The organism is Thermococcus eurythermalis (genome assembly GCF_000769655.1).
In the GTDB taxonomy this organism is placed as follows: domain Archaea; phylum Methanobacteriota_B; class Thermococci; order Thermococcales; family Thermococcaceae; genus Thermococcus; species Thermococcus eurythermalis.
Genome location: NZ_CP008887.1, coordinates 1527425 through 1546534 on the forward strand (window position 1 = coordinate 1527425; position 19110 = coordinate 1546534).

The window sequence follows — 19110 nt, forward strand, 5'->3', positions numbered from 1 at the left end:
AGGTGGTGCTGTGCTTTCCGTTGAGAACCTGAGCTTCACCTACGGCGGGTTCGGAGTAGAAGAGGTGACCATCTCCGTGGAGAAGGGTGAGGTGCTGGCGCTCATCGGGCCGAACGGTGCCGGTAAGAGCACCCTCCTGAAGCTGATGTTCGGAAAGCTGAGGCCCCTTAACGGGCGGGTAACTGTGGATGGAAAGGACGTCCACAGCCTTTCTCCGGGGGGGCGGGCGAGGCTCCTCGGTTATGTCCCCCAGAACCACGTGCCGGCGTTTCCTTTCAAAGCCATCGACTTCGTGCTCCTCGGGGCGGTGTCGGAGCTTGGTACCTTTGGCTCACCGGCCAGAAAACACCGGAGGCGTGCCATGGAGCTCCTGGGACTCTTTGGCCTATCCAAATTCAGCGACAGGCCCTACACCAGCCTGAGCGGGGGGCAAATCCAGATGCTCCTGATTGCCCGGGCACTAATGACCTCACCAAAGTTCCTGCTCCTCGACGAGCCTACCAGCCACCTGGACCTGAGGAACAGCGTGAGGGTTCTGAGCACCGTGAAGGCCCTCTCCAGGGAGGGCGTTGGTGCCGTAATAGTCATGCACGACCCAAACATGGCGGCGCTCTTCGCCGACAGGATTGCGGTGATGAAAAACGGCAGAATAGTCCACACGGGGGAGCCGGAGGAGGTGCTGAGGGAGGAGACCCTTGAGATGGTCTATGAGACCAGGTTCAGCGTCATCGACGCTGGCGTGAGGCTTGCCGTCCCGGTGCTGGAGGTGGTCTGATGATTGCTGAAGTCCTCGACCTCCTCAGGAAGGGGCTGAGCCCTGGAGAGGTGGCGGAGAGGCTGGGCGCCACAAGGGACGAGGTCGATGGGGCCATAGCGGTTCTCTCCTCCCTTGGCTACGTGGAAAAGTTTGAAAAAGCGCCCTGCCAGAGTTGCCCACTCAAAGGGCTCTGCAACCTAGAACACCCTCGCGTAGCCCCACTTCCGCACACTCGTGAGGATTGAGGTTTCGGTGCTCCTCAGCCTCTCTATTCTTCCAAGTTTTTCTATGAGGAAGTTCTCCAGCTCCTGGAGGTCCCTTACATTTTTCTTTCTTAAGTCTTATCGTTCACGGCGGGGATGCAGTAAACCACCCAACCAGCCTTTAGGCAGGAAGGCAAAACTATTTTAAAGCCTAAAATTCACACCATACCTTGAAATGAAGCGCTCAGTAACAATAAAACTCCACCCCTCAAAAGAACAAGCGAAAATCCTCCATCAGTTAGCCGATTCAGGAGCCAAAGCCTGGAACCGAGTAAACTACTTGAGGCGACAAGAATTCTTCCAACACAAAATCGTGGACTTCAATTCAACTGAAAAAACCGTTTATGAAGAGTTTAAATGGGAAATCGGCTCCGCCACAGTCCAACAAATTTCTCGCAAAAACGCTGAAGAATGGGTTAAACTCCCAAGAACACCAAAGGGAAACCTCTCGGCGGGCATTGACCTGGGAGTGAACAATCTCATGGCCGTTTACGTGGAGAATGGCGAGAGTTTCCTGGTCAATGGAAGACCGCTTAAAAGCATTGACTTCTACTGGAGGAGAAAAATTGCTGACTACCAGTCAAAACTCAACAAGAGTGGAGCTAAAGCGAGTAGAAAACTCAGGAGAATGCACGATAAAGCGAAACTTCAGGCTAAACACTACATTAACACTGCCGTAAGAGGAACGGTTAGGAAGCTCTACGAGTTGGGAGTTAATAGAATCGTCGTTGGTTATCCTAAGAGCATAGCTCGGAATTCTGTAAGGGCAAGAAGCAAAACTTTATTCTCTCTCACGTCTGGCGATTTAATTATGTCATTAAACGTTTAACTGAGGTTGCGGAAGAGTATGGTATTCGGGTTGTGGTTGTTGATGAGGCTTTCACTTCTCAAACTTGCCCCGTTTGCGGGAAGCCTCATGAGGGGGCAAGGGTTGTTCGTGGTTTGTTTAAGTGTCCCGCGACGGGGCTTGTCTTTAACGCGGATTTAGTTGGAGCTTTCAACATTTTAAAGAAGGTTGTGAAAACCATAACCCCGAATCTGGGTGGTCTTTATGCTCAGAGGAGGGGTAACTGGCCGGAGACCCGGCCAGAGGGGTTCTCCGAACCCTCTTTTGGGGTTCGTTTTTGAGAACCCCTCAAACCTCCCTGCCGTTGGCGAGGGGTTAAGCCAAACCCTCGTCCTAGCTGAGGAGGAGGTCAGCTGCATGAGTATGTCGTGCGCCCCGGTGGCTATGCCAAGAACGTCCACTTCAGGGAGCTTGCTCGGCTCAACATCGACGGCTATGAAGGGAACTATTGAGTAACCTGCCTTGAAGTACCGTAGAAATGGTTCAGGGTTAGTGATTAACATTTTTCTGTCTATTTCTCCCACTCCCGAAAACTTTTTAAACAAACTTTCACACAGCTGGAGCGGGCTTTAATGGAAACCTACGAGGCGATGAAAGAACCCGTCCTCAAGGTCGGAATTGAAGATAAAGTCGAACCTTCCAAGGCTTTGGTTTTTGGCCTTCAGCACGTTCTCGCGATGTTTGGAGCGACCGTCACCGTGCCCCTGGCCGTCGGTGGTGCAGTGAACCTCAGCGGCTCGGAGATTGCCATGATGATACAGGCAGTCCTTCTCGCGATGGGCATTGCCACACTGCTCCAGACGACGATAGGCTCCCGCTATCCAATAGTGCAGGGCTCAAGCTTTGCTTTCATTCCGGGGCTGATAGCAATCGGCTCGAGCCTTGGAATGGCCGCGGTTCAGGGGGCACTCATAGTCGGAGGGCTCATCGAGGCGGCGATAGGCTGGCTGGGGATTATCGGAAAGGTCAGAAAGCTCTTCACTCCGCTGGTCACTGGGGTCACAATAACCCTCATCGGGTTCAGCCTCGCAGACGTTGCCGTCAAGAACTTCTTCAACTTCTACGCAGACCCCGCCGGGGAGACGATTGTCCGGTCTACCTTGGTGGCGCTCATAACTTTCCTCACGACTGTCTTCGTTGCCCTGAAGGGCAGGGGAAGCCTGAAGGCAGTGGCCGTTGTCATTGGAGCAGTAGTCGGATACCTCGTGAGCGTTCCACTCGGCCTCGTGGACTTCGGGCTTGTTGAGAGCCTGCCGGCGGTGAGCGTTCCCAAACCGCTCCCGTGGGGCCAGCCGGTCTTTGACACAACGGCGATAGTCCTCCTCCTGTTCGCCTTCATGGTGAGCATAATCGAGAGCGTCGGGGACTACCACGCGATAGCGGCCGTGACCGGATCGGAGATAACCGAGGAGAGGATAGCGAGGGGCATCGGCAGTGAGGGCCTGGCCTGCTCGATAGCCGGCCTCCTTGGTGCATGCGGAACGACGAGCTACTCCGAGAACATAGGCGTCGTGGCACTCACCAAGGTGGGCAGCAGGCACGTCGTCCAGGTTGGGGCCGTTATCCTGATATTCCTTTCCCTCCTGCCAAAGTTCACGGGCATCTTGGCTTCGATGCCTGCACCTGTCCTCGGTGGCCTTACTCTGGCCCTGTACGGTATGATAAGCGTCACCGGTCTGAGGCTGATAAAGGAGAAGGTTGAGTTCAACGACAGGAACACGCTGATACTCGCCGCCGCCCTCATAGCGGGTCTCGGCGCACCCCAGCTCCCACCGGAGTTTTTGGAGCAATTCCCCAAGCTTGTGGCCAGCATCCTTGAGTCAGGAATGGCGGTTGGAGCGCTAACGGCGATAATTCTCGATAGACTCCTCTGATGTCTCTAATCTTTTCTTTTTGGAAAACGGTTGAAGAACACCCTTAGGTCCTCAGAAGACCATTGTGGGAAATGTAGAAAAGGAATAAAAGGTTCACACAGTCTTCTTTTCCTCGGGCTTGGCTTCCTTCTTCTCGGCCGGCTTGGGGGCCTCTTTCTTCTCTTGAGCTGTGGCGGGCTTTGTTGCGGGCTTCGCAGGTGGCTTGGGCGGCCTGATGCCGTAGCCGAGTATCTTAAACTCTATCTTGTCCCCGTCGCGGAGGTGGTAGACGTAGGTTCCGTCGGCCTTCTTCTCAATCTTGACGACCGGGAAGCGGTAGTCGCCGAACTTCTCGTTTATCTCCCTGACCTTGTCGGGGTGGATCGGCACCCAGTTGAAGAGCTCAAGGTCTTCCTCTGAGCCTCCCGCGGCAAGGTAGTAGTTCTCGCTGAAGCCAAGGGCCCCGGTCGGACAGACATCAACGCAGAACTGGCAGAAGGTACACCTTCCGTAGTCCACCTTCGGGTGCGGCCTCTTCTCCATCTTGCCGTCCACTTCGAGCCAGGTCATCTCTATGGCTCTGGCCGGGCATATCTGACCGCAGAAGTTACAGCCGACACACTTCTTCCAGTCGAGGGTGTGGAACCCCCTGTACTTTGGAGCGGGCTCTATCTTCTCGAAGGGTATCTTTATCGTGACCGGCTTCTTGAAGAGGTACTTGATTCCCAGCCATGGCTTGACGAATGACTTCTTGAGCTTGACCTTCTCCTCGCCGACGACCCTAACCTTTGGCTTCTCAACGTTCTCCATCTTCATCACCTGTCTATGTCCGGCGGGCAGTTGTCAAGGGTCTTCAGGATGACCGGAACGTCTGCAAGGCGGGCTCCCTTCAGGAGCTCTTCAAGAACCGTAACACCGTGGCTCTGGCTCGGCCCGCGGAAGTGAGCTCTGTAGGGCTTGTGGGTTCCGTCGCTGACGACGTATGCACCGAAGTCTCCCTTGGTGCTCTCGACGTGGGCGTAGGCGTCTCCGGCCGGCGGCTTGAACCTTGGCAGGGCCTTGAGCCTTGCGTCCTGCACCATGTAGGGCCCGCTCGGCGGCCCCATGTCAAGGAGTTGCTCTAGTATGTAGAGGTCCTGCTCCATCTCGTACCTCCTAACGAGGACTCTCGCCAGGCTGTCGCCCTCCTTCAGGACGGGCACCTCAAACTCAAGCTCCGGGTAGAGGTAATACGGGTCGTCCTTCCTGACGTCGTAGGGAACGCCAACGGCCCTGAGGTTCGGACCGGTGACGGCATGCTTGAGGGCGAACTTCTTGTCCATGACGCCTACTCCCTCAGTCCTCTCGAACATTATGTAGTTGTCGAAGAGTATCTCGTCGAAGTCCTTCATCTTGCCCTTGAGGTACTCGACGGTGTCGCGGAGCTGGCGGAGCCACTTGTCGCCCGGTATGTCTCTCCTGACTCCTCCGGGAACGGTGTAGATGTGGTAAACCCTTCCACCGGTGAGCTCCTCGAAGAGGCGCATGAACCTCTCACGGTAAGCTGCTGCCCACTGACCCGCGGTGTAGAGACCTATCTCATTTCCAAAGCCCATAATCCAGAACATCCACGCGCTGAGCCTTGCCATTTCGAGGACTACAGTCCTTATCCACTGGGCCCTCTCCGGAACCTCCCAGCCGACTATCTCGTCAACGGCCATTGAGTACACGTTCTCCGGCACGTCGCTCTCCGGAACACAGATACGGAGGATGAGGGCTATGTTGCTGAAATAGGGCCTCTGCTCGGCCAGCTTCTCGAAACCGCGGTGGAGGAATCCGGGGTTAACGATTGCCTTTTCTATCCTGTTGCCGTCCATCTTGAGGATTATGCTGAAGTTCTCGGTAGCCATGTGCTGTGGACCAAAGAACAGCTCATAGGTGTCCTTGTCTATTGGGTGGAGGTACATGTCGTGGGCCTTTGCCTCGGTTTTAAGCTCCTTCGGGACTTCCAAATTCGCCATGATCATCACCTCATATTACGTAATTGGTTTTGCTCTCATCGTATCTATCGAAGTCCTCACCGTAGATGGTCTTGGCGTAGGCGAGTGTGTTGAAGTCCTTCCTGAGCGGGTGCTTCTCGTACTCCCTCGGCTCCAGGATGAATGGACCGAGCCTCGGGTTGCCCTCGAATATTATTCCAAAGAACTCATGGGCTTCTCTCTCGTATGTCTCCGCAACTGGCCAGATGTCCATGACCGTCGGTAGCTTTGCGTTCTCCCTCGGAACCCTCGTCCTCACAAAGGCATGGACGCTCTCACTAACGCTCCAGAGCTGGTAGACGAGCTCAAACTCACCCTCTTTAATCCAGTCAACGACGCTTATCTGCATGAGCATCTCAAACTTCTCGCTCGTGAGTTCGAGGAACTCCTTTATCCTGTCGGCGGGGACTTTGAACTCGACGCGCCTCGCTCTCCTCACGCTTCCCTCGGCGTAGGGGGCCTTTCTAAGTATCTCTGCCACAAGCTTTCCTTCCTTGGTCTCGGGGAGCTGTTGGGCCTCCACCTCGGGAACCTCCTGGACTTTTTCCTCGACCTTGGGCTTCTCGTTCATATCCATGCCAGCCACCTCCTGGCGTCCTTCTCGCGCCAGCCTTCACCAAACAGCTCGTCCTGGTTCTTCTTGTACCACTCATAGTTCTCCTTATACCTCTTCCAGCCGTCCGCGGTTCCGTCCTCTATCTTCCTCATTATCTCCATGATTCCTTCCATGACTGCCTCAGCCCTTGGCATGCAACCGGCTATGGCCACGTCAACCGGGATATACTTGTCGAGCTGCTTGACAACGTTGTAGGAGTCCCAGTAAACTCCACCGTTAATGGGGCAGGAGCCGTGGGCAAGGACGTACTTGGGGTCCTGCATCATCTCGTAGGTTATGATTATCCTCTTGAGGGTCTTTGGCGTTACGTAGCCGGTGATGAGGAACAGGTCACCCATCCTAGGGGCCGGGTTGGGCATTATTCCGAAGCGCTCAAAGTCGTATCTGGCGGTGGCCAGGGGTGGCATCTCGATACCGCCGCACCCTGTACAGAAGGCTACTATCCAGAGGCTCTTCTTTCTGGCCCACCTGAACAGTGGCTCGAAGAGCTTGAACTCCCGGAGTTCGTAGTTTACGAAATCGTCATTTTTCATCTCACTCATCCACATCACCTCACATCGTCAGGAGCACGGCTATTATTCCCAGTATGGTCGGCCACTTCCAGAAGAACTTGGCCGCCTGGTCGATGGTAAAGCGCGGGTAAATACTGGCAACGAATATCGCTATGAAGAGCACCGCTATCTGCTTGACCAGCAGTTCGAGCAGGTTGCTGGCCCCCCCAAGGAAGAGCACCGCAAAGAACGCAGTCTCGGCGAAGAGCTGAACCGCGTGCTGGGTGAAGAGCAGTGCCGCGTGCTTACCCCCGTACTCGACCATCGGACCCATGGAGATTTCAGCCGGGGCCGAGACTATGTCGAAGGGCTCAAGGCCGAGCATTGCCTGGAAGACTATGTCGAAGACTATCATCGCAAGGAAGAGTGCTGGAACGAGGATGCTCCATCCCTGGGTCTGCTGGAGGGCCACTATCTCGCCCAGCTTGAAGGTGCCCCAGTGCTGGACGAGGGCTATCAGAGCCAGTCCGTAGGGGAGCTGCATGGCGACCATGGTGAGCAGACCACGTTGGACACCGAGGGCTGAGTAGGGGTTGCCCGAGCTCATGGCACCGAGCATTATGCCGAGCATGGGGATTTCCAAGAGGTATGCAACCACGATGAGGTCGGCGTTTGAGCTGAAGAGCTGGAAGTTGGCAATGGGTATAAAGAGGAGCGCGGCTATGCTGGCTCCAAGGGCGAACACCGGCCCAAAGTCGTAGATGAAGCCGTGGCTGACGCTCTCCTTCTTGCCGAGGAGCTTAAGCGTGTCTATTATGGGCTGGTAGATCGGCGGCCCAACACGGCGCTGAATCCTTGCCATTGCTTTTCTCTCTATACCCATGAATATGAATCCCATGAACGTTGCATAGATAATCATTCCAATGACTTCGAGTACCAGCTTCCAGTCAGTCATTCACAACACCCCCCACAGTGCAAGTATGAGCAGCACTATAGCCAGATACCATGAGTAGCTCTGTACGTTGCCGTTGTAGAACGCCTGCCTGAGGGAGTCCGCAAAGTCCTCCGCTATCCCTGCTAGGCGCTCGTAGAACCTGTCGAAGCTGTACCTGAGCCAGAACCCAAGGGCTTCCGCCAGCGGCCTGTAGAAGTTTCTCCTGATGCTCAGGTTGAACTCCTCGGTGACGGGGTTACCTGACTGGTAAGTGTTGGTAACCGGTATCCTCCGGGTTCTGGCACCGTAGATGTAGATGAGCCCGGCTATCGCGAGGCCGAGAACAAGCACTACCGTCACGAGCAGGGCATTGTAGGTTCCGGTCGGGGTAACTAGCTTGTAGTAGTCGCCGCCCACTACTTCGCCGCCGAGCATCTTGTTGAGGTAGTCGGTAACTATGCCGGGGGCAATTCCAAAGACGATGTTGGGTATCGCGAGTATCGCCATTCCTATGAGGAGCGGGAGCGGGGCCTCCTTGACGTCCTCAAGGTCGCTCGGCCTCTGGCCGAACCAGACTGCGTAGAGGAACCTCACCACGTATGCGAAGGCCAGAGCGCTTCCAAGGAATATCGCACCGGCGACGAGCGGCATGTGCGCCTGTATCGCCGCCTCGTAAATGAGCCACTTGCTCGCGAAGCCTGCCATCGGCGGGATTCCGGCAAGGCTGAGGACGGCTATGAGTCCCATCGCGAAGGTGAACGGCATCTTCTCGGCGAGGCCACCCATGTCCTTGAACTGGGTCTTGCCGGTCTGGAGTATTATCGCCGCCGTGACGAGCCAGAAGAGGCCCTTAAAGACCGCGTGGCTAAGCACGTGGAACAGGCCTCCCGCGAATCCGAGGGAAGTCCCGAGGCCAAACGCCAGCAGTATGTAGCCAACCTGGCCGACTGATGAGTAAGCGAAGAGCTTCCTGATGTCCTCCTGAAGAACCGCGAGGAAGCTGGCTATAATGACGGTCAGCGCACCTATCCAGGCGATTATGTAAGCGAAGACCAGGTGGTCGTGGAAGGTTCCGAATGCGGCGTAGAGCTTGTAGCCCATGAGGACGTAGAGCAGGAGGAAACCATAGGCTCCAGCCTTGCTGAGGGCACCGCTGAAGAATGCTGTATAGCTCTGGTCGGTCTCGCTGTAAGCTCCCGGAGCCCAGACGTGGAGCGGGAAGGCACCCGCCTTAACGCCGAATGCGGTCAGGAAGAGCGCGAATATTATTGCAGTCTCCCTGGTCGTTATCGTGCCCATGGCCGCGTCCAGGTAGAGTGCCTGTCTGATTGATGCAAAGTCAAGGGCACCGGTCTTTGCGTAGAGCATTCCAATGGCTATGAGCATCGCGTAGGCGCCGATGACGCTCAGCACGAAGTACTTGAGGGACTCGTGCCTGTTTCTCTTAAGCACCATCATGAAGCTTGCGAAGGTCATGAGCTCCCAGAACAGGAAGAAGCCCACGAAGTCCTGGCTCAGGAAGACGCCGAGCACTCCGGTGAAGCTCATGAGGGCGAAGAGCCACTCATAGCTCTCCCTGGAGGTGACCGCCATTCCAAAGGCCATCGCGAGGCCGACGAGGGAAGCGACGGCCGCGAAGTACCAGCTCATCGAGTTGAGCTGGAACTGGAGGGTAAACCCGCTGATAGTGATTGAGTGGTTGATGGCCCCGTCAAGCACCTGGGAGTACAGCTTGGCCAGCATTGCCAGCGGGACGGCCGCACCGATTATCCCTATCGCTTCCCTAATTCCCCTTATGTCAAGCGCCCAAGCGATGACGCCTGCGACCAGAGGTGCAAAGAGGATTATAAGCAGCTCGTTAATCATGCTCCCACCCCCATCAGTGGAACGTTCTTAACGTACTGGGCCACGTTGAAGATGTCGCTTCCAGCCTTCTGGGCTATGCTCCAGGCGTAGTCCGGGTAAACTCCGATGACTATCACGAGGGCCACGAGGACGAGGAGTATAACGCTGACGGCAACTCCCTCGCCAATTCTTCCGCCCTCCCCGGCGAACCACATCGTGTGTATCAGCCTGAAGTAATAGACGGCCTCGACAACGCTTGCTATGAGCACGAGGGCGGCGGCCCATGTATAGCCTGCGCCGAGGGTGGCAAGGAGAATCCTGAGCTTGCTCCAGAAGACGTTGAAGAGCGGTATTCCGACGGCGGCCACAGCTCCAACGGTTATGGCGAACGCCGTCAGGGGCATTCTCTTTCCAAGGCCCTCAAAGTGCTCCAGTGATGTGCCGCCAAGGGTTACCGCGACGTGTCCTATGGCTAGGAACAGGAGGGCCTTGACGATGGCGTGGTTGACCATGTGGAAGACTCCGGCATCAACACCCGCCTGGGTTCCGAGGGCAAAGGCGAGGGCTATGAGTCCTATCTGGGCGATACTGGAGTAGGCTATCATTCTCTTGACGTTCCTCTGCCTGAGTGCCGCGAACTCGGCGACGAAGACGGTGAGGGTGGCCATTATTACGAGCATCTTGAGGACTGAACTCCAGCTCTCGGCGGCCTGCATGATGTAGAGCAGCCTGGCCATCGCGTAGAGGCCGGCCTTGACGACGAAGGCTGAGAACATGGCAGTTATCGGGTGCGGCGCGGCCTGGTAGGCGTCGGGTGCCCAGGCGTTGAGCGGGAACAGCTCCGCCTCGACGGCCAGGCCGAAGACTATAAGCGCCAGCCCGACCTGGGCAACCGTTGGGTCAATTGCACCCGCAAGCTGGGCCAGGTGGGCCATGTTGAGCGTTCCTGTGGCACCGTAGATGAGGGCAACGCCAATGAGGAAGAAGCTTGAGCCGATTCCTCCCAGGATGATGTACTTCATTGAGGCCTCCGCAGCTTCACCCGTCTTGTTGTAGGCTGTGAGGGCGTAGGCAGTTATAGAGGTTATCTCCATGAAGACGAAGAGGTTGAACAGGTCTCCCGTCGCTATCATACCGGTTGCTCCGAGCATCAGCAGGAGGAACAGCATGGCGTACTTGTCTATAGGTTCGACTTCAACGGCCCTGATGCTGAAGACCGCCATCATGAAGCTTACAGCGGCAACGATGAGCACGAAGAGCGCCGCGAAGTGGCCGATGTAGAGGTTGATTCCGACGGGCGGCTTCCAGCCGCCTGCCATGACTATTATCGGCTCTCCGGAAGTGTAAACCTGCTGGAAGACCCACGCCGCGATTCCGGTCTGGAGCGCGGTGATTGCTACGAGGTAGTACTTAACGGCCTTCTTTCCAAGCCCCTTTATCAAGGGCACGAAGAAGGCGCTTATGAGTGGTAACGCTATGAGGAGTGAAGCGTACTGCCCGTTCATCCTCTCAACCTCCTTATCTCCTCAACGTTGAGGGTTCCATACTTTTCGTGGAGTATTATGGCGACGCTAAGGGCCATAGCGGTCGTGGCAACGCCTATGACTATCGCAGTGAGAACGAGGGCCTGCGGGATCGGGTCAACGGCCTGGGCGGGCCCGATTCCCTCGCTGAGTATGGGTGCGCTCTTTCCGGCGACGTAGCCGACGCTGACCAGGAGAAGGTTAACGCCGGTCTCCATTATGCTGAGGCCGATGAGTATCTTAAGGAGGTTCTTCTTAACGAGAACCGCGTAGAGGCCTATCAGTATGAGGGTGATGGCACCGAAGTAGTAGACTGAAATCATTCGCTCACCTCCTCCTTGAGCATGTTGTCTATGATTCCGCTCAGCTCGGTGCCGACCTTGAGGCCGATGATGGTGTAGATTATCGGGATGAACCCGCCGCTGAAGAGCCTGCCGATGTTGTCAGCGCCGAACTTCCAGTCCTGCCATATCCAGTCGTAGAGGAAGTAGCCGCCGATGGCAAGGCCGATGAGGCCGACGAGCACGTAGGCCATTCCAACGATGCCCTCTGTCTTCTCGAAGGCCTTGTGCGGTATCTCGTAGGTGATGAAGGCCATGTAGAGCAGGAGGAACGCCGTTGCTATGGTGGCTCCGCCCGGGAATCCTCCACCAGGGGTGAGGTGTCCGTGGATGAAGATGTACACACCGAAGAGCATCACGAACGGCACGAGAAGCCTGGTTCCGGTGGTGAGGACTATCGAGCCCTCGGTCTTGGCGGTCCTCTCCCTCTTCTTCCTCCAGAGAAGGGCACCAACGCCGGTTGAGGCTATGAAGAGAACCGTGACCTCACCGAGGGTATCGAATCCACGGTAGTTAACGACTATTGCGGTGACGGCGTTGACCGCGCCGGTCTGTTCCTTAACGTGGTCGAGGTAGTACTGGCCGACGAGCATCTTGTCCTCGCCGAAGGGGACTCCTGCAAGGCCCTGGGCGAGCCAGTAACCGATTATGAGCAGGGAGATTATCGCGAGAGCGCGCTTGAGCATTTTCACCACCTCACCCACCAGCCAGGCTTCTCCTCTTCCTCGGTCTCAAAGCGCTGGGTTCTCTTGATTGCGAAGATGAATATCGCACCGCTGAGCGCCGCGCCTATCGCCGCCTCGGTCATTGCCACGTCCGGCGCCTGCAGCATGAAGAACAGTAACGACGCGAACAGGCTGACTGCAGCACTCCCAACCGCCGCTGCGAGCAGGTCGCGCCACTCGACGGCGAGTATTGCGGAGAGGATCATAAGGCCAACGATTATGTATTCAATGCAGGTTATGCAGTTCATTCTTCACCACCCTCCTCTGCGGGTGCCTCCTCGGCTACCTTCTCCTTGGCCTCCAGGTGCTCGCGGTACTTGTCAACGACGCTGCCCTCCCAGAGGGGGATTCCGCTCTTGTAAGCGGCCCTGATGAGGGCGTGGGCGCTTATCGGGTTGGTGAGCAGCAGAAAAGTTGCTATAGCTATGGTCTTGACGAGCCACGCGGCGCTTCCAAAATCGGTGCCGAGCGCCCAGATGCCGACGCCGACCATGACGCCGAGGCTTCCAAGGGTAGCGCTCTTGGTCGAGGTCTGCATCCTGTTGTAAACGTCTGGCATCCTAATGAGGCCAAGGGCCGAGAGGAAGTAGAAGAATGTTCCTATTAACACGAGAGCTTCTCCTATTGCTGCAAGGGCGTTCATAGGCCTCCCTCCATGTAGCGAGCGAAGGCTATGACCCCACCGAAGGCAAGCATAGCGTAGACCAGGGCCACGTCGAGGAATATCATCCTCTCGTAGTAGAGCGCGAAGAGCACCATGAGGCCCGCTGTAATGGTCGTCATGATGTCAACGGCAACGAGCCTGTCGACCGTCGTTGGTCCCCTGAAGACGCGGTACATGCTGAGAAGCGTTGCTATCGCTATCAGGGCGAGATAAACGTTTATCCCTATCATCCGAAGATCACCTTCAGGAATTTTTCAAAGGGCCTGGTTATGGCCTCTGAAGCCTTCTCAACGTGCTCGGAATCGTCCTTGGCACCGAGAACATCGTCCTGAACCCATATCCAGTGGATGAAGTAGTCCTCTTCGTCAACGTCGAGGGTTATCGTTCCAGGGGTGAGGGTTATCGAGTTCGCGAGCGCGAGTTTTCCTGTGTCGCTGGTGAGAACGGTCCTGCACTTCACGATTCCAGGCCTTATGGGCCTCGCCGGGTGAAGAACCCTGTAAGCGACGTCAAGGTTGGCCATTATCATGGCCCACAGGAAGTAGGGAATGTAGGCTATTGCGTAGGCAATTCTCTTGGGGTGAAGGTTTGCCAGTCCTGCCTTGGTGAATACATCGTGCGTCAGTGCCGCAACTATCAGAGATATAACCGCTCCAGCTACCAGTTCCTGGCTGTCGAGGCTTGCAGTAACGACAAGCCACAGAATAAACAGTACGATAAACGTGTACGCAAATTTGCTGGCTCGACTTGCTTCTTCCATACTCAACCCTCCGGAGGTTGATGTACTCATTTGAATTAACTATCAATGGTTACCAACCATAACTTATAAACCTTACTTATAAAGAAGGACAGTTTAGAACTTTTGGTTAAAATTGGGGCACCATATTTGTCCTTTAATGCCAAGAGGGGTTCTTTGGGCCCCACTGAATTATATGGGCCAATATATCAGTTTGCCAAGACCACACAGCGAGGTGAGAGTGCTCGACAAAGCGCATTGAAGATTTTTACACACATCGAGAATTTAGCCCCCAAGGCAACGAGAACTGCAGGTTTTAACCTCATCAAACCCTACAAGAGTATAAAATAAAACTGTGGGGCAGTCAGTAGATTGATATCCTCTTGACGCCCTCGAGCTTGGACAGCTCGTTGATGAGGTCTCCCGGAATCGGCTTCTCGGTGATTATCGTGAGTGTTGCCTCCGGGTAGAGCTCCGGGTCTTCTGCAACGACCTGGACGATGTTTATTCCCTTGTCCGCTATCTTCTGGGCGACCCTTGCCAGTATGCCGACGGCCCTCGGCTCTGGCTCGATCTCGATGACGCCGTAGCCGACGTGCCTTCCGACGTACTTCATGTGGACGGTCGGCTCAAGGTTGGTGAAGATATCCCTGAGCTCCGGAACCTTAAGTATCATGGCGACTGTTTCTTTGACAACGCGTCTGTCAACGTCGAGGGCCTTTGCTATCTTGGTGTACGGCACTTCAATGTCTCCTGCTTTGATCTTCATGTCATCGGAGACCTTTAGGCCGTACTTAAGGAGAGTCTTGGCTATCTGCTTCCTCACAGGGTATTCGTCAAAGTAATGCTCAATCTTTCCCCACATATGCTACCCCCCAGTTAAGTTCACTAATAGACTATTTAATTCAACGATATTAAAATGTTTCCATGCCCGCATGATTGCGACAGTGCTTACCTTAAAAAATTTTTGGACGAGACGTGCCGTCAGAACGCCCCAGGGCTGGAGGTTTTATCCATCGTCGGATTTTTAAGAGCGAGCCCAAACTCCCGAAACATGATTGAGATTCGCCTTCCCCACGTCGTCTTCGAGGACACAGGTGATAGTATTAGGCTAATCTGGAGGGAGACCCTTTACGCTGACTTTCCAAAGAAGGAGCTGGAGAGGGTCATACGGAAGAAATACCGTGTCTCTCCCCAGATTACTGCCCGTGAAGGGGCGCTTCTCATTGACACTGACTACGAAAAGGTTGAGAACTTCATAGCGGTCTACATCCAGAACAACCTCGGTGGCCTGCTGAGAAACCGCTACACAAAGAGAAAGGTTCTCTACGTCCATGAGGGCCTCGACGTCCCGCTCCTCGGCTACAACGCCTTCGGCCTGATTGACAGGGGCACCAATCTAATTCAGGTTCGCGGTGTCAGCGGGTGCAATCTGAGCTGTATCTTCTGCTCCGTTGATGAGGGCCCCTACTCTAGGACGAGAAAGCTCGACTACGTGGTTGATATTGACTATCTCATGAAGTGGTTTGATGAAGTCGCCCGGATAAAGGGCAAGGGCCTCGAAGCCCACCTCGACGGCCAGGGTGAGCCGCTCATATATCCCTTCCGCGTTGAGCTCGTGCAGGCACTCAGGGAGCACCCTAACGTCTCGGTCATATCGATGCAGAGCAACGGGACGCTTCTCAACGACAAACTCGTCGAGGAGCTGGCGGAAGCTGGCCTCGACAGGGTTAACCTATCCATTCACTCCCTCGATTCAGAGAAAGCGAAGATGCTCATGGGCAGAAAGGATTACGACCTTGAGCACGTCCTCGATATGGCCGAGGCTCTAGTAAACGCCGGCATTGACGTCCTTATTGCACCGGTGATAATATTTGGCGTGAACGACGACGAGGCCGAGGCATTCATAGAGTTCGCGAGAAAAATCGGCGCAGGGAAGCGCTGGCCTGCTCTTGGTTTCCAGAACTACGTCCCATACAAGTTCGGGAGGAACCCGGTCATAGCGAAGCCCGTTCCGTTCAAGGAGTTCTACTCCTGGCTGAGAAAGCTTGAGGAGAAGACCGGCATGAAGCCCCTCGTCCTGAAGCCGAGCCACTTCGGAATGGAGAGGCGCGAGTTTATACCTCTATCCTTTAGGCCTGGAGAGGTAGTTAAGGCGGAAGTCGTCCTCCCTGGCAGGATTGAGGGGGAGATGCTCGCAAAGGCAAGGAACAGGCTCATCGAAGTCGTCGGCACCAATGCCCAAGTTGGGGACAAGATAAGGGTAAGAATCGTCAGGACGAGGCACGGGATTTACATTGGAACTGAGGTCTGAAAAACTTTTTAAAGTAATTTTTTGAACCATTCTTGGGTGGGGCTAGTGAAACGTATCTTTCTAGTGTTGGGCATCGTAGCGCTAATTGTCCTCTCTATTGTTGGAGTTGCCCTTGCCCGGGATTCATACGTGTTATCTGCCCTTTCAGGTGCATCTCAGAGTGGTGGAACACTAATAACATACAAAGACTACAACTGGACGTTCGCCCCAGAAAACCCTAACGTCGTTTACGTAGCCGTGTGGGCACCGGACCCGTACAGGGACTACATCGAAAAAGCCCTCGTGGAAGTAATTGGGAAGCACAGCCTCACGCCCGTAATTGTTGATGATGTCCAGAACTATGACTTAAAGGGGAGGTTCGTCCTCTTTTACGGGCCCGTTGTTGAGGAAAATGATGGGCTCATATACAATGAAATTTCGATATCTGGGATCCTCTACTATTCCTACGCGGGCGACGTTGAATCCGCGGTTGAGACGATAAACCGCGGGCTGGCGTTTTCAGAAGCTGAGATTGATAAATCCGCGGAAACGCTCCGCAAGGCATGCATAGAAAGACTCTTAGAACTCAGAATAGCAAACCAGACCTGTGACGTTGCCTACTGGTGGCATCTAAAAGGAAAGGTGGGGAAACTCGCAGAGGGCGACCCCTACGAGATGGTTGCCAGCGAGATAGCGTCCCAGCTTGACCAGTTTCTGAGGATTGATTCAGATGAACCTTGAGCTCCTGACTTTCAGCTCTCCCTTTTTGTAGAGCTCCAGCAGTATCTCGGCTATCCTCTCCCCTGCTTTTCCGTCGCCAAATGGGTTCGGCGCTTCGGCCATCTTTCTGTAGAACTCTCTGTCCTCCAAGAGCCTCTGGAGGTATCCCAGGGCGCGCTCCTTTTCGAGACCCACAAGGACGTTCCCGCCCGCCTCGACAGTCTCAGGTCTCTCCGTGTTGTAGCGGAGGGTCAGGCAGGGAACGCCGAGGATTATCGCCTCCTCCTGGATTCCGCCTGAGTCTGTCATTATCGCGAAGGCGTTCTTCTCCAGCTTGAGGAAGTCAAGGTAGCCAAGGGGTTTGGTTACCGTCAGGTTCTCTATCGAGCTTACCCTCTCCCAGAGGCCGAACTCCTCAAGCCTCTTCCTCGTCCGCGGGTGCATCGGGTAGACGGCCCTCATCTGGAGGGCCTCAAGCATCTCAACGAGCCTTGTCAGGTTCTCCCTGCTGTCGGTGTTCTCTGCCCTGTGGGCCGTTATGAGCACGTATCCCTTCGGCTCCAGTCCGAGCCTCTCAAGTATGCTGCTCTTCTTCTCGGCAACCTCAGCGTTCTGGAGAACGGCATCAACGATGGTGTTGCCGACCACGTAGACGTTCTCGGTTATACCCTCGCGCTCAAGGTTTTTCCTGGTCTCCTCTGTTGGAGGGAAGAGCACCTCGCTCGCGTGGTCGGCCAGAATCCTGTTTATCTCCTCCGGCATCGTCCTGTCAAAGCTCCTCAGGCCAGCTTCAACGTGGGCCACGGGGATTTTGAGCTTGACGCTGGCCAAGGCACCTGCCAGAACCGTATTGGTGTCACCCTGAACGAGCGTCACGTCGGGCTTTTCTTCCATCAGAACTCTCTCGATTTTTATCATCGCTTTCCCAGTCTGCTCGGCCTGAGTTCCGGAGCCGACTTCGAGGTGGTGGTCTATTGGTGGGAGCTCAAGCTCCTCGAGGAAGACCCTGCTCATCTCGTAGTCGTAGTGCTGTCCGGTGTGAATTAAAAGGGGCTCAACGCCCCTCTCAATGAACGCCCTAACAACCGGTGCGAGCTTTATTATCTCTGGCCGGGTTCCAAATACAAAGGCCGGCTTCAATACTCTCCCCTCCCAACGCCCTTGAAGAGGAAGCCCCTCGGCGGGTTCTCGACTACGTGCCTGCCGTCGATGAGAATCCTCGTCCTCATGAGCCTTCCAAGGTGCTCCCAGTCAATGTTTTTGAACTCTGAGTGATCTGTTGCTATAACGACGGCGTCGGCGTTTTCAACTGCTTCCTCAACGCTCCCGCTCGTTCCCGGAACGAAGGGGTCATACGTCCTGACCTCCTTTACGTCTTCCTCAATCTCCCCGACGAATGCCAGCGCCGGGGAATTCCTAGTGTCGTCGCTGTCTCCCTTGTAGGCCAGCCCCAAAACCGCTATGACGGCATCTTCCGGCGGGACGTTCAGCTCCTTAAGCGCCGAGAAGAGCAAATCCTTTGTGAAGAGGGGCATGGAGTCGTTTATCTCCCTCGCGAGCTTTATGAGCCCGAAGTCCTCTTTGGCTGGCCAGAGAAGCAGGTGGGAGTCCTTTGGAAGGCAGTGGCCCCCAACCCCTATTCCAGGGGTGTGGATTTTAACCCTCGGGTGGGTATTGGCCAGCTCTATCGCCTCAAAGACGTTTATACCGTACTGGTGGGCGAGGAAGGCGAACTCGTTGGCAAGGGCGATGTTCACATCGCGGAAGGTATTTTCCATAAGCTTGACGACCTCGCTGACGGTTGAGCTCGTCTTGAACGTCTGCCCCTTGACAAAGGAGCGATATAGTCTCTCAGCCATTTCAGCGCTCTCAGGGGTTATACCTCCAAAAATGCGGGAGTTGTAAACGAGCTCCTTGAAAATCCTCCCCGGCATAACCCTCTCCGGGGCGTGGACCATGTAGAAGTCCTTCCCTGCCTTGAGTCCGGTGAGTTCCTCTATGAGCTCTGCCATTCTAACCGTCGTGAGCGGCGGGACCGTGCTCTCTATGACCACAAGGGAGCCGGGCTTCATGGCCTTCGCGACGATCCTAACGGCGCTCTCCAGGTAGCTCAGGTCGGGGGTCTTGTCCTCCCTCAGCGGGGTCTGGACGCAGATTATGTAGGCGTCCTTTCCCTTGATGTCATCGGGGTTGGTGGTGGCCCTGAGGTTGCCGCTTTCAACGGCCTTTTGGAGGAGTTCGTCTATCTCTGGCTCAACGATGTGGGCCTCGCCGGAGTTTATTTTCTTAACGACCTCTTCCCTTATTTCATAACCGGTGACTTTGAAGCCAGCGTTCGCGAACATTATCGCCGTTGGAAGGCCAATGTATCCAAGGCCTATCACCGCTATCTCATTCACTCCGTCCATCGCTTCCACCGAAGCGGGTTGAAACAGCCGAATAAAAGCCTTTTTGAGGTAACGATTTTGAAAGCTTTGAAACCGT

Annotated in this window: 21 protein-coding genes and 3 pseudogenes; 6 read left to right on the forward strand and 18 right to left on the reverse strand. The window is 55.2% G+C overall.

The features are described 5' to 3' along the window. Positions 1–10 precede the first annotated feature (10 nt). Positions 11–775: an ABC transporter ATP-binding protein gene (locus TEU_RS08230; RefSeq protein ID WP_050003321.1), complete on the forward strand. Its 765-nt coding sequence runs from the start codon at positions 11–13 to the stop codon at positions 773–775. Beyond that, positions 775–1002 (forward strand): hypothetical protein, encoded by a 228-nt coding sequence (locus TEU_RS08235; protein ID WP_050003322.1) that lies wholly within the window; start codon positions 775–777, stop codon positions 1000–1002. The genes TEU_RS08230 and TEU_RS08235 overlap by 1 nt, the downstream gene beginning before the upstream one ends. Here the strand turns inward: TEU_RS08235 and TEU_RS11525 are convergent. Beyond that, positions 955–1080, reverse strand: a pseudogene (locus TEU_RS11525) (Lrp/AsnC family transcriptional regulator); the annotation flags it as partial. The gene TEU_RS08235 and the pseudogene TEU_RS11525 overlap by 48 nt on opposite strands. Positions 1081–1195: 115 nt before the next feature. Between TEU_RS11525 and TEU_RS08240 the strand changes: the two are divergent. Further along, positions 1196–2186 (forward strand): annotated as a pseudogene (locus TEU_RS08240) (RNA-guided endonuclease InsQ/TnpB family protein). Between the two features lie 28 nt (positions 2187–2214). Here TEU_RS08240 and TEU_RS12075 read toward each other — a convergent pair. After that, positions 2215–2406, reverse strand: a pseudogene (locus TEU_RS12075) (Lrp/AsnC family transcriptional regulator); the annotation flags it as partial. Between the two features lie 33 nt (positions 2407–2439). Between TEU_RS12075 and TEU_RS08245 the strand changes: the two are divergent. Continuing rightward, on the forward strand, positions 2440–3741 hold the full coding sequence (locus tag TEU_RS08245) for a uracil-xanthine permease family protein (protein WP_050003323.1): 1302 nt from the start codon (positions 2440–2442) through the stop codon (positions 3739–3741). Between the two features lie 93 nt (positions 3742–3834). On the opposite strand, the gene nuoI is transcribed toward TEU_RS08245, so the two are convergent. From nuoI to TEU_RS08315, 14 genes are all read right to left on the reverse strand, one after another. Then, positions 3835–4530: an NADH-quinone oxidoreductase subunit NuoI gene (nuoI, locus tag TEU_RS08250; RefSeq protein ID WP_050003324.1), complete on the reverse strand. Its 696-nt coding sequence runs from the start codon at positions 4528–4530 to the stop codon at positions 3835–3837. A 5-nt stretch (positions 4531–4535) separates the two neighbouring features. Continuing rightward, a complete protein-coding gene (locus tag TEU_RS08255) occupies positions 4536–5720 on the reverse strand; it encodes an NADH-quinone oxidoreductase subunit D (protein WP_050003325.1) in 1185 nt (394 codons plus the stop codon). A gap of 10 nt (positions 5721–5730) precedes the next feature. Beyond that, a complete protein-coding gene (locus TEU_RS08260) occupies positions 5731–6315 on the reverse strand; it encodes an NADH-quinone oxidoreductase subunit C (RefSeq protein ID WP_050003326.1) in 585 nt (194 codons plus the stop codon). Next, positions 6306–6896 (reverse strand): NuoB/complex I 20 kDa subunit family protein, encoded by a 591-nt coding sequence (locus TEU_RS08265; RefSeq protein ID WP_050003327.1) that lies wholly within the window; start codon positions 6894–6896, stop codon positions 6306–6308. The genes TEU_RS08260 and TEU_RS08265 overlap by 10 nt, the downstream gene beginning before the upstream one ends. A 10-nt stretch (positions 6897–6906) precedes the next feature. After that, on the reverse strand, positions 6907–7800 hold the full coding sequence (locus TEU_RS08270) for a respiratory chain complex I subunit 1 family protein (protein ID WP_050003328.1): 894 nt from the start codon (positions 7798–7800) through the stop codon (positions 6907–6909). Beyond that, positions 7801–9645: a proton-conducting transporter transmembrane domain-containing protein gene (locus tag TEU_RS08275; protein ID WP_050003329.1), complete on the reverse strand. Its 1845-nt coding sequence runs from the start codon at positions 9643–9645 to the stop codon at positions 7801–7803. It lies immediately after the preceding gene. Continuing rightward, positions 9642–11129: a proton-conducting transporter transmembrane domain-containing protein gene (locus TEU_RS08280; protein ID WP_050003330.1), complete on the reverse strand. Its 1488-nt coding sequence runs from the start codon at positions 11127–11129 to the stop codon at positions 9642–9644. The genes TEU_RS08275 and TEU_RS08280 overlap by 4 nt, the downstream gene beginning before the upstream one ends. Then, on the reverse strand, positions 11126–11470 hold the full coding sequence (locus TEU_RS08285) for an NADH-quinone oxidoreductase subunit K (protein WP_050003331.1): 345 nt from the start codon (positions 11468–11470) through the stop codon (positions 11126–11128). The genes TEU_RS08280 and TEU_RS08285 overlap by 4 nt, the downstream gene beginning before the upstream one ends. Further along, positions 11467–12174, reverse strand: a complete 708-nt coding sequence (locus tag TEU_RS08290) for a Na(+)/H(+) antiporter subunit B (RefSeq protein ID WP_050003332.1) — start codon at positions 12172–12174, stop codon at positions 11467–11469. Before TEU_RS08290 ends, TEU_RS08285 begins: the two co-directional genes overlap by 4 nt. A gap of 2 nt (positions 12175–12176) precedes the next feature. Beyond that, positions 12177–12461 (reverse strand): DUF4040 domain-containing protein, encoded by a 285-nt coding sequence (locus tag TEU_RS08295; protein ID WP_050003333.1) that lies wholly within the window; start codon positions 12459–12461, stop codon positions 12177–12179. Continuing rightward, positions 12458–12856, reverse strand: coding sequence for a monovalent cation/H(+) antiporter subunit G (mnhG, locus tag TEU_RS08300; RefSeq protein ID WP_050003334.1), 399 nt, complete (start codon positions 12854–12856; stop codon positions 12458–12460). The genes TEU_RS08295 and mnhG overlap by 4 nt, the downstream gene beginning before the upstream one ends. Further along, complete coding sequence (locus TEU_RS08305) at positions 12853–13107, reverse strand: monovalent cation/H+ antiporter complex subunit F (RefSeq protein WP_050003335.1); 255 nt, start codon at positions 13105–13107, stop codon at positions 12853–12855. The genes mnhG and TEU_RS08305 overlap by 4 nt, the downstream gene beginning before the upstream one ends. Continuing rightward, the gene (locus tag TEU_RS08310; RefSeq protein ID WP_050003336.1) at positions 13104–13637 is read right to left on the reverse strand and encodes a Na+/H+ antiporter subunit E; all 534 of its coding nucleotides are present in this window, start codon (positions 13635–13637) and stop codon (positions 13104–13106) included. The genes TEU_RS08305 and TEU_RS08310 overlap by 4 nt, the downstream gene beginning before the upstream one ends. Before the next feature lie 340 nt (positions 13638–13977). Next, positions 13978–14478, reverse strand: a complete 501-nt coding sequence (locus TEU_RS08315; protein WP_050003337.1) for an ACT domain-containing protein — start codon at positions 14476–14478, stop codon at positions 13978–13980. A 189-nt stretch (positions 14479–14667) separates the two neighbouring features. Between TEU_RS08315 and TEU_RS08320 the strand changes: the two genes are divergently transcribed. Together TEU_RS08320 and TEU_RS08325 are read left to right on the forward strand one after the other, a co-directional pair. After that, positions 14668–15927, forward strand: a complete 1260-nt coding sequence (locus tag TEU_RS08320; protein ID WP_050003338.1) for a radical SAM protein — start codon at positions 14668–14670, stop codon at positions 15925–15927. A gap of 36 nt (positions 15928–15963) precedes the next feature. Further along, complete coding sequence (locus TEU_RS08325; RefSeq protein ID WP_144244838.1) at positions 15964–16647, forward strand: hypothetical protein; 684 nt, start codon at positions 15964–15966, stop codon at positions 16645–16647. On the opposite strand, the gene wecB is transcribed toward TEU_RS08325, so the two are convergent. Both wecB and TEU_RS08335 read right to left on the reverse strand, forming a co-directional pair. Beyond that, a complete protein-coding gene (wecB, locus tag TEU_RS08330) occupies positions 16633–17766 on the reverse strand; it encodes a non-hydrolyzing UDP-N-acetylglucosamine 2-epimerase (RefSeq protein ID WP_050003340.1) in 1134 nt (377 codons plus the stop codon). The two genes, TEU_RS08325 and wecB, sit on opposite strands and share 15 nt — an antisense overlap. Next, positions 17763–19034 carry a UDP-N-acetyl-D-mannosamine dehydrogenase gene (locus TEU_RS08335; RefSeq protein WP_050003341.1) on the reverse strand — a complete coding sequence of 424 codons (1272 nt, stop codon included), beginning with the start codon at positions 19032–19034 and terminating at the stop codon, positions 17763–17765. The genes wecB and TEU_RS08335 overlap by 4 nt, the downstream gene beginning before the upstream one ends. Positions 19035–19110: the final 76 nt, after the last annotated feature.